The following is a 15,072-nucleotide window of genomic DNA, read 5'->3' as shown; positions in this document are numbered from 1 at the left end:
ATTGTCTTTGGTGATAAAAGCTGTGGCCATTTCTTTGAAAGTGCGGGGAATGTTGATCTTGCTGGCCTGGAGGATGTGCAAGATTATATTGCTAAGCTGAAAAAGGCGCATGTGCTGGTTGATCATAATGAACGCGCACAAAGGGTTCTGGATCAGGCTAATAAATTGGCTGCCGATATGAATTGTACTGTTAAAACTGGCATTGCGCAGGTAACCGAAACAGCCAATCTTGTCGAATGGCCACATCTGCTGGTTGGCAAGATCGAAGATCGGTTTATGCAATTACCTGCCGAGGTGCTGCAATCGTCAATCCAGACGCATCAGAAATATATCACGCTGGAAAATGTCAGCGATAGGTCGATGTCGCCGCATTTCATCATTGTTTCTAACCGCGTTGCCGATAGCACGCGTGATGACATTATCAAGGCAGGTAACCAGCGTGTTTTGCGCGCCCGCCTTGCCGATGCCGAATTTTTCTGGACGCAGGACAAAGCCAGAAAGTTAGAAGATTATCTGCCACAGCTTGGTGATATTACCTTTTATGCGGGGCTTGGATCAGTGCATGATAAGGTGCGCCGCATAGAAAAGCTGGCAGGCGATATTGCCCCTTTCATCAGTGGCTGTGATCCGGTCAAGGCGCAACGCGCGGCATTGTTGGCGAAAGCCGATCTGGTGACGGGCATGGTAGGTGAATTTCCCGAATTGCAGGGTATCATGGGCGGCTATTATGCCGTTGCATCAGGTGAAGATAGCGATGTGGCTGAGGCGATCGCGTCACATTATCGCCCACAAGGGCCACAGGACGCAGTGCCATCATTGCCCGCGGCCATGGCGGTGTCTCTGGCGGACAAAATTGATACGCTGGTTGGTTTCTTTGGCGTTGGTGCCAAGCCTACAGGATCAAAAGACCCCTATGCCTTGCGCCGCGCCGCGCTTGGGGTGATATCCATCATCCTTGAAAGCCAGAACCGAATTCCGCTTGCTAAACTTTTTGTCAAGGCAGCTTCATATCACGGGTTTGATAATCTTGACGAAGCTTTGCAACCATTTTTGATTGAACGTCTGCGCGTCAGCCTGTTGGATCAAAATATTTCGCATGATGTTGCTGCTTCGGTTTTGCAGACGGCAACAACGGACGACGTGTTATTGCTAGCTGACACAGCGCGTGCCTTGGCCGCGTTTTTGGCAACTGAGGATGGGGCCGGATTACTAGCTGGCTGGCGTCGCGCTGCAAGCATTCTGGCCGCAGAAGAAAGCAAAGAAAAACGGGTCTTTGCCCCCACGATTGACCCAAACCTGTTTGTGTATGATGCCGAGCGCGCATTGATGACGGCCATTGAAGCTCTTGGTAATGAGAAACAGGATGTTCAAACCGAGGTTCCTGATAAAGCACAGCTTCTGCAACAAATGCAGGCGCTTGGTAACTTACGGACGCCTATTGACCATTTCTTTACCGAAGTTGTGGTAAATGATAGCGATCCGGCAATTCGGGAAAACAGGTTAGGACTTCTGGCGCTCATAAGATCACATATGCAACAGGTTGCAGACTTTTCAAAAATCGAAGGTTGATGGATGAAAGGTCTGGAACGTTGAGTGTGCATTTTTGAGCATATGTTGACGTTGTTTAGTGATTTCATTGTTGCGACGGTTACATGACGCAACCTAATGGTGGAAAAGGGACTAAATCATGGCTCAGTGGGTATATAGCTTTGGTACAAATGGCACGGATGGCGATAGCTCCATGCGTAATCTTTTGGGAGGCAAAGGTGCAAATCTTGCCGAGATGAGTGGCATCGGTTTGCCAGTCCCACCCGGATTTACCATCACCACCGAGGTCTGTACCTATTTCTATGATAATGACCATAGCTATCCAGATACCTTAAAAAGTGACGTTGCGGCAGCGATTGCGTTGATTGAAGCCGAAACGGGTACTTTATTCGCTGATCCGAAAAATCCGCTTCTTGTATCCGTGCGTTCGGGTGCGCGTGCTTCAATGCCGGGCATGATGGATACAGTGCTTAATCTGGGTCTGAATGACGAAACCGCCGCCGGTCTTGCCCTGCGTGCCGATGATACCCGCTTTGCCTATGACAGCTATCGTCGGTTTATCCAGATGTATGCCGATGTGGTGATGGATGTCGATCATGGCCTGTTTGAGGATGCGCTGGAAGATATGAAGCGCGCCCGAGGTATTTTTGACGATACCAAGCTGACCGGAGACGATCTGCAGGAACTGGTTAGGCTATATAAGAGCATCGTTGAAGATGAAGCTGGCAACGCATTTCCTCAAGACCCATGGGTGCAATTATGGGGCGCTGTGGGTGCGGTCTTTACCAGTTGGATGAATACGCGTGCAAAAACATATCGGCGGCTTAACAATATTCCAGCTGCATGGGGCACGGCGGTTAATGTTCAGGCCATGGTATTTGGCAATATGGGTGATGATTGCGCGACAGGCGTTGCTTTTACCCGCGATCCATCAACAGGTGAAAACACTTTTTATGGTGAATTTCTGATTAATGCGCAGGGCGAAGATGTTGTTGCGGGTATCCGCACACCATTACCACTGACCACCAAAGCCCGTCTTCATGGTGGCGGCGATGAAGCGTCGATGCAGGAAGCCATGCCTGAGGTATTTGATCAGCTTGACGCTGTGCGTACCAGGCTTGAGGCGCATTATTGCGATATGCAGGATCTGGAATTTACTGTCCAGCAGGGTCGGCTCTATATGCTCCAGACGCGAAGCGGTAAACGTACTGCCGAGGCAGCAATCCGCATGGCTGTTGAAATGGCTGATGAAGGGTTGATTTCAAAAGATGAAGCCATTTGTCGGGTTGATCCGCTGGCGCTTGACCAGTTGTTGCATCCAACGCTTGATCCCGATGCTCAAAAGACATTACTGACACGTGGATTGCCAGCATCACCAGGCGCTGCCTGTGGGCAGATCGTTCTGAGTGCCGACAAGGCTGAGGAAATGGCGGCAAATGGGCACCAGGTCATTCTGGTTCGTCTGGAAACAAGCCCAGAAGATATTCATGGTATGCACGCGGCGGCAGGTATTCTGACCGCACGTGGCGGTATGACAAGCCATGCGGCTGTTGTGGCTCGTGGGATGGGGCGGCCATGCGTTTCAGGTAGTGGTGATTTGAGCTTTGACGAAGTAAGTGGCAAAATCTTTATTCTGAGTACCGAATTGTCCGAAGGTGACATTCTGACCATTGATGGCAGTAACGGTAATGTCTATCTTGGCGAGGTGGCAACGATTCAGCCACGTATGTCAGATGCCTTTGCTACGCTTATGGGCTGGGCAGATCAGGCACGGCGTATGCGCGTGCGTACTAACGCGGAAACCCCAGCAGATGCCCGCGTTGCGGTTGATTTCGGGGCAGAAGGTATCGGGCTTTGTCGTACCGAGCATATGTTCTTTGATAGTGACCGTATTATTGCCATGCGTGAAATGATTATGGCAGCGGATACTGATGGGCGCGAAACGGCGCTGGCAAAATTATTGCCGATGCAAAGACAGGATTTTGAATCTTTGTTTGAGATCATGGCAGGCTTGCCAGTGACGATCCGTTTGCTTGACCCGCCTTTGCATGAATTTCTGCCACATTCACAAGATGAGTTGGCCGAAGTTGCCAAAGCATCAGGCATCACGCCCGAAACCGCACGCCAACGCGCCATTAAACTGTCCGAGTCAAACCCCATGCTTGGCCATCGTGGATGTCGTCTGGCGGTGACCTATCCAGAAATCTGCCGGATGCAGGCACGTGCGGTATTTGAAGCGGCTTGTGCTATTGCCAAAAAGCTGGGGACAGCACCGATTCCTGAAATCATGGTGCCACTGGCTGCGACCGCGCGCGAGATTGCGCTTTGCAAGGCGGAAATCATCGCCGCCGCCACTGCGGTTATGGCCGAAACAGGTCAGAAAATCGAATATCTGATTGGTACGATGGTTGAATTGCCCCGCGCGGCTATTTGCGCTGGCGATCTTGCCGAGGAAGCGGAATTTTTCTCGTTTGGAACGAACGATCTGACGCAAACCGCCCTTGGGATCAGCCGCGATGATGCGGGGGCGTTTCTGCATTATTATGCCGAAGCCGAAATCTATCCGATTGATCCTTTTGTATCGATTGATCGCGATGGCGTTGGTGCGCTGGTGCGTCTTGGTGTTGAAAATGGTAAGGCCACCCGTCCTGATATCAAGCTGGGTATCTGCGGCGAGCATGGCGGTGATCCGGATTCGATCAGCTTTTTTGAAGAGGTCGGGCTAGACTATATTTCATGCTCACCGTTTCGCGTACCTGCCGCCCGTCTGGCCGCCGCACAGGCGCATATCAGGCAGAAAGACTAGCCTTTGAATACGGCCAAGCCATACCGACGTGAAAAACAAAAAAGCCGACAATCCATAAGGATGCCGGCTTTAAATTCGGATTAAATCCAAAAAACTTTTTGAATTACTTGGTGCCAAGACCTGCAAAGCGCTTGTTAAAGCGGGCAACCTGACCACCTGAATCAACGATCCGGTGCTGACCTGTCCATGCTGGATGTGTCAGTGGGTCGATATCAAGCTTGATAACGTCACCTTCTTTGCCCATGGTCGAACGTGTCTTGCGCTCGGAACCATCGGTCATCACAACGGTGATTTCGTGGTAATCGGGATGAATTTCTTTTTTCATTATGCTCTCCTTAAAGCCTGACGCCGCCGCCAGGCTCTGGGTCTCGTCCGGTAACCGGATGTTAAATCTATGTGTCGGTGGACAGTCCTGTATAACAAGTCAATTGACGATGTGCAGGGCTGGTCTTTCAACAGTGCGGGTGGTATATCGCCTATGGCGTTGCAAAGCAAGCCCTTAACGAACACAACAGGTATTGTAATGACAAACCGTAATGTCGATGGTGTTTACACCGCTACCAAGGCCAATAGTGCCCAGGCAACGATGACAAGCGGGGAATTGTTACGGTTTTTCTGGCCATATCTGGCACCTCATAAAAAACGGATTATGCTGGCTATATTGTCATTATTCATGGTGGCAGGGGCATTGCTGTTCATGGGGCGGGGGCTGGCCTATCTGGTTGATGAAGGTCTTGGCAAGCAAGATCCAGCCTTGCTTGACCGTGCTGTCATGGCAACCAGTCTGATTGCGTTGGTGCTTGCCTTTGGAAGCTATTTGCGGACAACGATGGTTAACCAGATTGGTGAAATGGTGCTGGCCGATATTCGCCGTGCGGTGTTCGCCCATGTGACCAGATTATCGATCGGATGGTTTGAGACCGCCCGAACCGGAGATGTTCTGGCACGGATAACCAGTGATACCGCGACCGTGCAGATGGTAATGACATCAACATTGTCAATGGCCGCCCGCAATGTGATTCTGTTATTTGGCGGGCTGGTGATGGTGGTGCTTTCAAGCCCAAAAATGTCACTGGTTGTGCTGGTTGTTGTCCCGCTTGTGGTGGTGCCTCTGATTTTGCTGGGGCGGCGTTTGCGGGTGGCGTCACGGCTTGCCCAAGATCGGCTTGGTGATGTTTCGGTTGAAGCCGAAGAGGTGGTTAGCGCAATCCGTACCGTTCAGGCCTTTGGACGTGAGGCATTTGTGCGGGCGCATTTTGATAAGGCTGTTGATGATAGTCTTGATGCGGCCTTGTCACGGGTGCGTTTGCGCGGCCTGTTATCCGGTATTTTGATTTTTCTGGTCTTTAGTGGTATTTCGGCAATTCTGTGGATTGGGGGGCAGGATCTGTTGGCTGGCCGGATCAGTGCTGGTGACTTATCATCCTTTATTTTTTATGCCTTTCTGGTTGCGAGCTCGACTGGATTTTTATCCGAATTGGCTGGCGATCTGCAACGCGCGGCTGGCGCGGCGGATCGGATTGCCCAGCTTCTTATAACGGATGCCATTGTCCCTGAATTACCGAAAACACAAAAACTGGATAGCACACATCCGGTAGCGTGTCGTTTTGACAAGGTCTCATTTTCCTATCCGGCCACAGCTAGCCGATCTGCCATTGATAATGCCAGCTTTCATATCAATGCAGGTGAACGGGTTGCTTTGGTGGGGCCAAGCGGCGCTGGTAAATCGACTATGTTTCATTTGTTATTGCGTTTTTATGACCCATTTACAGGCGTGATTTCAATCGGTGATACAGATATTCGCTCAGTCAGCCTTGCTGATGTGCGCGCCCAGATTGGCTTGGTGCCGCAAGACCCAGCATTATTTTCTGCAACAATCCGCGAGAATCTGGCCTTTGGCCGCCCTGATGCCGATATGGATGCGATTATCGATGCGGCGAAAAAAGCGCAAGCGCATGATTTTATCATGGCGACCCCTGATGGGTATGATGCGATGGTTGGTGAAAAAGGTGTCCGGCTTTCGGGCGGCCAGAGACAGCGTGTTGCCATTGCACGCGCTATTCTGCGTAATCCCAAATTATTGCTGCTTGATGAGGCAACTAGCGCCTTGGATGCGCAATCAGAAGCCGCGGTGCAAGGCGCGCTGGAGAATTTGATGCATGAGCGCACATCATTGGTGATCGCGCACCGTCTGGCCACTGTTGTGCGGGCAGATCGTATTCTGCTGCTTGATCAGGGACGTATCATCGCCGAAGGCACGCATGAAATGTTGATGGTTGAGTCAAGCCTGTATCGGACATTGGCTGATCTTCAGTTTTCAGTGCCAAGAGCTATCTAAAATATTAATTATCAGGTGATGTGAAATGGCCAATCAGGCCAGTTTCAAGATCGTAATCATTTGCTGCAAAATGACCAGTTGTGCCCGTTGCCCGCGTGCCATTGACCGCCCCTTTTATCGAGGCATTCCAGCTGTATATATCGCCGCCATCAATCTGGAATTGTATTTTTGCATCTTTGCTACTGAACAAATTGTTGCTGGCTGGCGGTATGGTGAAATCAAGTGTCCCGTCAAAGCGGCTTTGGGAGCTATTGGTCAGTGATATTGATTTTAAGGCGCCTTTTTGAACCGGAAAATCAAGCACCAGATTACCGGTGCCGCTCCATTTTACAGGTGCTTCGTCTCCGGGGCAAATACATGCCACTTTAACATCAACTGATAAAGAAACAGCACGATCAGGCGTGTGGTCGATTAACTGGACAGGGTATATGTCTTTAAAAAATTCCATCACATATAAATCTTCTTCAATCCATGCGAATATATCATTGTCGTCATCAATTAATGATGTTGTCAGAACGCTTTGCTGGTCAATATCGCCAAATTCGTAAAGCGCGCTCACCAAAAGAACATGCGCATCGATTGCGAGAGGTGGCAGCGCATGTTTGTCGGGTAGTGGCGCCATTATGTCTATCGGTTCTAGGACAAATTGCGTGTGATCGAAATGTGGATGCTCGTCTTCAAATCGAATATCAGGGGATGGATGTTTACAGCGCAAAAGCAACTCTGAGCGCGGCGACAGGGTCTCGGCAGTGTTATCGCACGTAGCCGCTGTCGCCGTATTTGCGAACCCATACAAGCCAGTCAGAAGTAACAGACAACAGCCTGAAAATAGCTGGACAACCTTTATGGTTTGGCGCGCTAAATTTCGACTTGTAACTTTAAATGCATAGATATCCGACTTTGGCTGATCAAATGGCCAAATCATAATCATACAAAAGAATAGTCTATTTAGGCAGGAACGGCAATTGCACGATCATTACTTTGCCGAAACTCTTTGCGTGATTTTCAGCTCAATACGTCGGTTTTTCTGGCGTGCTTCTTCACTGTCTTTGTCAATCAGGGGTTGATGTTCGCCATATCCGGTTGCCGCTAGACGGTTAGCGGGAAGCCCTTGTGATATCAGAAACCGCACCACAGATAGCGCACGTTCGGTCGAAAGATCCCAATTATCGGCATAGCGTCCAGCCCGAATTGGAATATCGTCCGTGTGACCATCCACCTGAAGAACCCAGTTAATGTCATCGGGTATTTCGCGGGCAATTTCGGCCAAAGCAACGGCAAGTTTGGTCATTTGTTCGCGGCCACTATCGCCAATATCTGCCTGACCGGCGGCAAACAGAACCTCTGACTGGAATACAAAACGATCACCAACAATCTGCACGTCATTACGGCCTTTGAGAATGTCACGAAGTCGCCCAAAGAATTCGGATCGGAAGCGTTGTAATTCCTGTACCCGACTTGCCAGCGCATTGTTAAGGGACTTGCCAAGATTGGCGATGGCGATTTTATCTTTGGTGGCTTGTGCTTCTTTTTCAGCCAGTAAATTTTGCAAACTTTCCAACTGTGATTTCAATGCCGCCAGCGCATTTGTCATCTGTGCAATTTCGGCGCGCGACGCATTGGTTTCAGCCTTGAGGGTCTCGATAGTCTGGCTGTCTGTTTTGGCGCGCGTATCTGCGATAGCAAGCGTACCTTCGACGATGTGAAGTCGCTCGTCACGTTCAGCCAGATTCTTTTGGGCGTCACTAAGGGCGGTTTCGGTGTCAGACTGTAACAGCATCAAACGGTCAATTTCAGCGTTTCGCGCCTCAAGGTCACTTGTCAGAATAGCAAGCTGGGAATTTATCTTGTCATTTTCGGCGTTACTTAGCGCAAGTTGATTGTTAATCTGGGCAAGGTTAGCGGCTAGATCAGCGCTGGCGTTACGCTCAAGATTCAATAGTTCGGTTAGGCTGGCAAGTTGCTGGCGCATGGCGCTTAATGTGTCATCCTGACCAGATACGCGATAAGCAAGATTAACCTGAATCAGGACGAACACCATCAGCACAAAAATAATGACCATCAATAGCGTCGCCAGTGCATCTACGAACCCAGGCCAGGTGTAGTTTTCAACGCGCCGTGAACCAGTTGTGCGGGATAACGCCATGGTTTATTTGGATCCTGAGCCAGACGATTTTGCCGACAGCATGGCACCGATTGAACTTGATAATCCGCGCAATTCTGATGCAACAACATCGGTTTGCCGATTGCGGTCATTACGAAGATCGTCTGATAGTTGCGTAATATTTGTATTTAACTGCACCAGATGGTCACGCAAGCGGCGATCATCGGCCAGCATTTCCGCAAGGCTGGCCATATTTGTGTTGAGCCTTGATACTTGATCCAGCAGATGTTCACGATTGTCTTCCCCTTTGGCGATGGCCTGAGACAGGGACAAAAGCGCGCGCGCTGCTTCTTCACTCATGCCATGAGCAAGCGGGCTAAGAGATTGAGGTTGACCAGCCTGTACCGGACTATTGTCGGTAAAGCGAGCAAAGGCCGAAAGCCAGTCTTCAAGTTCATTGAAAAACCGTCCCATGGCCTGACCAAGTTGCAGATCAAGAAAGCCAAGAATAAGAGAACCAGCAAGGCCAAAAAGTGAAGACGAAAAGGCTGTGGACATGCCCGACAAAGGGGCGTCAAGACCAGTGCGAAGCTGGCTCATCATGGCGGTAAAATCGCTGTTATTGGCATCAATCGAATTAACCACGCCACCAACCGCACCGATGGTTTGCAAAAGCCCCCAGAAGGTGCCAAGAAGCCCAAGGAAAACCAGCAAACCGATCATATAGCGGGAAATTTCCCGTCCTTCATCAAGACGTGCTGCGACACCATCAAGCACCGAGCGCATGGATAATGCAGATAGTTGTGTATCCTGCCGCGAGTCAGCCAGCATGGCATAGACGGTGGCTAACAAAACAGGGCGCGCACCAGGCGGGTCAAGCTGGCTTGTTTCTTGTACCGCTGTAATCCATTTGCGTTCTGGGACAAGACGCAAATTCTGCCGGATGATGTAGGCAATACCCAACGCCAAGGCCAGTAAAATCATCCCATTCAAAGCCGCATTGCCAAGAAAGGCGTCAGTAAGCGGGGCATGTAACAGAACGGCAATTATACCAACCGCCACTAAAAACAATAACATGCGAACAAGGTAACGTCGTGGATCGGTGATCATTGTCCTATCTCCTATGCCTAGTTGGGCGTTTTTTGGAAATGCCAGCACAACTATAAACAAAAGAATGGCAGGAATATGGTAACACGCCAACCCCTGCTAACAGGATTTGTCAGGGTTATGTTTCAGCTGCGTTGATAATATGGTGCTATGGCTATCGCTAATTGGTTGCTAGGCGCGCAGGGTTTTCAAAAGCTCGGCATGTAAAGTTGGATTGGCGGTAACAACATCACCTGTTTCGAGAGCCTTGTCACGCGAGGCAAAGTCCGACACGAAACCACCCGCTTCACGCACAATCAGAAAACCAGCAGCTATATCCCATATTTGCAGACCATGTTCCCAGAAACCATCAAGTCGGCCAGCCGCAACCCATGCCATATCAAGCGCTGCTGAACCATAGCGGCGAATACCGGCACAGCGAGGCATCACATTGCTAAGTTCCTGAATGAATTGCTTATGATCGTCTTCTGTGCCTCGGCCAAGAAAGGGAATGCCTGTCCCAAAAAGCGATTCAGACATGTGCCGCCGACCGGAAACCCGAAGCCGACGTTCGTTCAAATAAGCGCCTTGTCCACGTTCGGCATAGAATAATTCATTCCTAATGGGATCATAGACTGACCCAGCGGTAATGATGCCTTTGTCCATTACGGCAATCGAAATGGCAAATTGGGGAATGCCATGCAGGAAATTCGTGGTGCCATCAAGCGGGTCAACAATCCAGATAGGCGCATCACTATCTGCGCCAGACGTTTCGCCGCTTTCTTCCATTAAAAACCCCCAATCAGGGCGCGCTTTGTGAAGTTCAGCTTTGATAACACGTTCCGCATTGGTATCGGCACGTGAAACAAAATCGGCTGGCCCTTTACGGCTTACCTGTAAATTTTCAGTTTCGCCAAAATCGCGTAACATGCCTCGTGAAGCGGCGGTGGATGCTTTTTGCATCACATTGATTAATGCGGAACGCGTTGCCATAAAAAGGTCCTGTCAGATAACATCTTCGGTGTGGTAATAAAGATTAAACCCGTTCTAGCAGAAATGGATTTTTTCTCTATCAATTTGTTTTATGTCTTGGGTATCGAATACAAAGCTTCCAACAGTTTTAACCGCCGTTGGAAAATGGCCTAATTTTTTGCGCGTTCGACATAAGTCGCATCTTCTGGACGAACAACAATGCGGGTGCCTGTTTCAATATGTGGTGGCACCATAACCCGAACACCATTTTCTAGCACAGCTGGCTTGTAGGAAGATGAAGCGGTCTGACCTTTGACAACAGCGTCAGCCTCAACAACTTCCATGGCAACCGTATCAGGCAAGGACACCGAAATAGGATCGCCTTCGTAGCTTTCCATAGTTACGGTCATGCCATCCTGCAAAAAGGCAGCGCGGTCACCAACCATGCTGTTTGAGATGCTGATCTGTTCAAAGCTGACCGAATGCATGAACACTAGATTATCGCCTTCATCATATAAAAAGGTACATTCAGCTTCGTCAAGAATGACACGCTCGACTGTTTCAGACGACCGGAAACGTTCGTTCAATTTGGTGCCATCGCGAATATCACGAAGTTCTATCTGGGCAAAGGCACCACCTTTGCCAGGCTTTACATGCGCGACTTTGACAGCAGTCCATAGACGGCCATTATGTTCGATCACATTGCCGGGCTTTACAGCATTTCCATTCAATTTCATTCGGGTCTCCTAATATCGTCTTTTGCATGTCTCAAGATAAAGTGTTGCCGATCAATGCTGCATTATCCAGCATCCGGCAAGAAAAGCCCCATTCATTATCATACCACGCCAGAACGCGCACTAGCCGATTATTTAAAACACTGGTTTGTTCAAGATCAGCGATCGAAGAATGCGGGTCATGATTGAAATCAACCGACACAAGCGGGCGCTCATTAATTCCCAGAACCCCCTTCATTGATCCGTTCGCAGCTGTTTTGAGCAGATCGTTAACCTCTTCGGTGCTGGTATCGCGCGATGACATAATGGTCAGGTCAATCACCGATACATTGGCAGTGGGTACACGAATAGCCGATCCATTCATCTTGCCTTTCAATTCGGGAAGAACCTCGCCAACAGCGGATGTGGCGCCAGTTGATGTCGGGATCATTGATAGCCCTGCCGCCCGCGCACGGCGCAAGTCTTTATGGCTGGCATCCAGAACTGCCTGATCACCTGTATAGGCGTGAATTGTCGTCATGTAGCCAGCTTCGATACCAAGCCCATCAGACAATATCTTGGCAACAGGCGCTAGCCCGTTAGTTGTGCATGACGCGTTTGACAGAATAACGGAATCTGAACGTAGTTGATCGTGATTGACGCCATAAACAATGGTTTGGTCAGCTGTTCTGCATGGCGCAGAGATCAATATTTTTTTGGCACCTGCATCAAGATGTAGCGAAGATTTGTCACGATCATTAAATTTGCCTGAACATTCAAGCACGACATCAATATCTAGTTCCTTATGCGGAATATCAGCCGGATTGCGGTGGCGTGTCATATGAATCTTGCCACGTCCAATATCCAGCCAGTCATCCCCATATGAAACGCCAGTCTTCGAACGGCCATGAACCGAGTCATATTCATAAAGATGCGCCGATGTTTCAACTGGCCCAGGGCTGTTTATCAGCACCACTTCAATGTCGTTGCGGGCACTTTCTTGCAAAGCGCGCAGGGTCATGCGCCCAATACGGCCAAAGCCGCTGATTGCCAAACGTAATGTCAAAATCAAGCTCCTGTTATAAGCGTGAATGTAAATCCATTCCGGTTGGGGGATTTTGTGCCATTTAGGCGGTGTTTGGTCTTTTGTCCGGAAGTCGTTTATTTAATTAATATTTTTGCCTTCTCGACCACAGCATCACTGGTAATGCCAAAATGCGCATATAAATCGTTGATCGGTGCGGACGCACCAAAGCTGTCCATGCCAATAAAACCATCACCTTCGGATAGCAACCGATCCCAGCTTTGCCGCATGCCTGCCTCAATGACAATCCGTGGGCTAGTGCCCAGAACCGCATTACGGTAATCACTATCCTGCATCCAGAAAAGCTCAAGACATGGCGCCGATACAACAGCGGTGGTAATGCCCGCGCTTGCAAGCTTGCTTTGGGCGTCTATTGCGACACCAACCTCGGAACCTGAAGCAATCAAGGTAACCGCACGGTCTGCCTCAGAATCACCTACCACATAGGCGCCAAGAGCTGTTTTATTTTCAGTCATATCGTTATGGCGGAATTGTGCCATGCCCTGTCGGCTAAGCGCCAGAATTGATGGTGCCGTTGTCGATGCAAGCGCACATTGCCAAGCTTCGGCAGTTTCGACAACATCGCCAGGCCGGAATACCAGAAGGTTAGGTATCACGCGCAAAGCAGATAGATGCTCGACAGGTTGATGCGTTGGGCCATCCTCGCCAAGACCAATAGAATCATGCGTCATGACGTAAATGACACGCTGTTTCATGAGTGCCGACAGGCGAATCGATGGCCGACAATAATCGGTAAAGACCATAAAAGTGCCGCCATAGGGTATCGTACCACCATGTAAGGCGATGCCATTCATCGCCGCGGCCATGCCATGCTCGCGCACGCCATAATGTATATAATTGCCAGCATAATTGCCGCGATCATCTCCGGGGCGTCCTTGGCCGAAAATTTCATGGGCGGCGACACGGGTATTGTTTGATCCAGTCAGATCGGCTGAACCGCCAAACAATATTGGGCAAGCTGGCATGATCGCTTCGATTGCTTTTTGACTTGCTACACGCGTTGCCAGTTTCTGTGGCTCAGCTGCATAGGCATTCTTTAATTGCATAACTGCATTATTGATTTCGGAACCGAAGTCACCTGCCATTGCCGCATCAAAGGCGACGGCGGATGATGATGCCGCATGTCGGCTTTGCCAGGCATCACGTTCAGCGCGGCCACGGCGACCAGCTTCGCGCCAATCAGACAGAATATCATCTGGCACAACAAACGGGTCATGCGGCCAACCAAGCGCTTTGCGGGCACCGGCAATTTCATCAGTGCCAAGCGGCGCACCATGAACTCCAGCTGTGCCTGCTTTTGTGGGGGCACCAAAGCCAATGGTTGTTTTACAACGGATAATCGTTGGCTGACTTGCATGTGCCTTGGCTGATGCAAGAGCTGACGACACCGCCGCCATATCATGACCATCCGCGCTGAGCACTTGCCATCCATAGGCTTCAAAACGTTTGGATATGTCATCTGACACAGCCAGATCGGTACTGCCATCAATCGAAATACTGTTATCGTCAAATAGGACTATCAGCTTGCCAAGACCAAAATGGCCGGCAATCGATGCTGCCTCGTGGCTGATGCCTTCCATAAGACAGCCGTCGCCCGCAATGACATAAGTATGATGATTAACAAGATCACCGCCATAGCGTGCGGCAAGATGTTGTTCAGCCATTGCCATGCCAACCGCATTGGCAATGCCCTGACCAAGTGGACCCGTGGTTGTTTCAATTCCCGTTGCATGTCCAAATTCCGGATGACCTGCTGTGCGTGATCCTAACTGACGAAAGTTACGGACTTCATCCATCGTCATGTCTTCGTATCCAGTCAGATGAAGCAACGCGTAGATGAGCATTGATCCATGTCCTGCCGATAGCACAAACCGGTCACGATCAGGCCAATGTGGGTCACTAGCGTCAAATTTCAGATGCTCGTCAAACAGAACAGTGGCGGCATCAGCCATGCCCATGGGCATGCCGGGATGCCCTGATTTTGCGGCTTCTACAGCGTCCATCGACAAAGCCCGGATGGCATTAGCCATATTCTGTTTTGATGGTGCATTCGTCATGTCGAACCCCTTGGTTTGTGTGCCGATGAGACCACGCGCGCTCATGATCAAACTATTTTGATAGACTGTATCAGAAATTATCGGGCAATTTGCATTTCTATATCAGTTTCGTCAATGCGACATTCATCGCATGGCGCATTATATCAGCAATTTTTTTCTTCAAATTGGGTGGCCGCGCTTATTCAGTTTCGTCGCTTTTGTCGTTTAATGCTAAAATGAGGGTTTATTTCAATTGCATCTTGGTGCAAGCTTTATCTGATAACTTATTATGAATAAGACAGAATATCATTTTTAGCTAATAGAACATTGTAAGCTTATTTAATGTTTTTGTTAGGCTAATGAA

The 15,072-nt window shown here is 49.6% G+C and carries 11 protein-coding genes; 3 read left to right on the top strand and 8 right to left on the bottom strand.

The annotated features are described in order from the left end of the window. Nucleotides 1-1,569, top strand: a 1,569-nt coding sequence (gene glyS, locus ABNT28_RS06260; protein WP_332923161.1) for a glycine--tRNA ligase subunit beta, incomplete at its 5' end; no start/stop codon positions are given. 118 nt (nucleotides 1,570-1,687) lie between these two features. After that, nucleotides 1,688-4,354, top strand: coding sequence for a pyruvate, phosphate dikinase (gene ppdK / locus ABNT28_RS06255; protein ID WP_332923162.1), 2,667 nt, complete (start codon nucleotides 1,688-1,690; stop codon nucleotides 4,352-4,354). 103 nt (nucleotides 4,355-4,457) lie between these two features. Here the strand turns inward: ppdK and rpmE are convergent, their stop codons facing one another. Further along, a complete protein-coding gene (rpmE, locus tag ABNT28_RS06250; protein ID WP_332923163.1) occupies nucleotides 4,458-4,679 on the bottom strand; it encodes a 50S ribosomal protein L31 in 222 nt (73 codons plus the stop codon). 198 nt (nucleotides 4,680-4,877) lie between these two features. Here rpmE and ABNT28_RS06245 point away from each other — a divergent pair, with 198 nt between their 5' ends. Continuing rightward, nucleotides 4,878-6,692, top strand: coding sequence for an ABC transporter transmembrane domain-containing protein (locus tag ABNT28_RS06245; RefSeq protein ID WP_348721208.1), 1,815 nt, complete (start codon nucleotides 4,878-4,880; stop codon nucleotides 6,690-6,692). A 4-nt stretch (nucleotides 6,693-6,696) separates the two neighbouring features. Here ABNT28_RS06245 and ABNT28_RS06240 read toward each other — a convergent pair whose 3' ends face one another. The 7 genes from ABNT28_RS06240 to tkt form a co-directional block, all read right to left on the bottom strand. After that, nucleotides 6,697-7,617 (bottom strand): hypothetical protein, encoded by a 921-nt coding sequence (locus tag ABNT28_RS06240; protein WP_348721206.1) that lies wholly within the window; start codon nucleotides 7,615-7,617, stop codon nucleotides 6,697-6,699. Nucleotides 7,618-7,668: 51 nt separating this feature from the next. After that, on the bottom strand, nucleotides 7,669-8,838 hold the full coding sequence (locus tag ABNT28_RS06235) for a peptidoglycan -binding protein (RefSeq protein ID WP_332923166.1): 1,170 nt from the start codon (nucleotides 8,836-8,838) through the stop codon (nucleotides 7,669-7,671). A 3-nt stretch (nucleotides 8,839-8,841) separates the two neighbouring features. After that, a complete protein-coding gene (locus ABNT28_RS06230; protein WP_348721205.1) occupies nucleotides 8,842-9,906 on the bottom strand; it encodes a MotA/TolQ/ExbB proton channel family protein in 1,065 nt (354 codons plus the stop codon). 168 nt (nucleotides 9,907-10,074) lie between these two features. Then, nucleotides 10,075-10,875 (bottom strand): inositol monophosphatase family protein, encoded by an 801-nt coding sequence (locus tag ABNT28_RS06225; protein WP_332923168.1) that lies wholly within the window; start codon nucleotides 10,873-10,875, stop codon nucleotides 10,075-10,077. 149 nt (nucleotides 10,876-11,024) lie between these two features. After that, a complete protein-coding gene (gene efp / locus ABNT28_RS06220) occupies nucleotides 11,025-11,591 on the bottom strand; it encodes an elongation factor P (RefSeq protein ID WP_332923169.1) in 567 nt (188 codons plus the stop codon). Nucleotides 11,592-11,622: 31 nt separating this feature from the next. Next, nucleotides 11,623-12,633 (bottom strand): type I glyceraldehyde-3-phosphate dehydrogenase, encoded by a 1,011-nt coding sequence (gene gap / locus ABNT28_RS06215; RefSeq protein ID WP_332923170.1) that lies wholly within the window; start codon nucleotides 12,631-12,633, stop codon nucleotides 11,623-11,625. 95 nt (nucleotides 12,634-12,728) lie between these two features. Then, nucleotides 12,729-14,729, bottom strand: coding sequence for a transketolase (tkt, locus tag ABNT28_RS06210; protein ID WP_348721204.1), 2,001 nt, complete (start codon nucleotides 14,727-14,729; stop codon nucleotides 12,729-12,731). Nucleotides 14,730-15,072 lie beyond the last annotated feature (343 nt).

Source organism: uncultured Candidatus Puniceispirillum sp. (assembly GCF_963979125.1).
Taxonomy (GTDB): Bacteria; Pseudomonadota; Alphaproteobacteria; order Puniceispirillales; family Puniceispirillaceae; genus Puniceispirillum.
The sequence above is the reverse complement of the archived record's forward strand: the minus strand, read 5'-3'. Positions and strand labels throughout refer to the sequence as shown.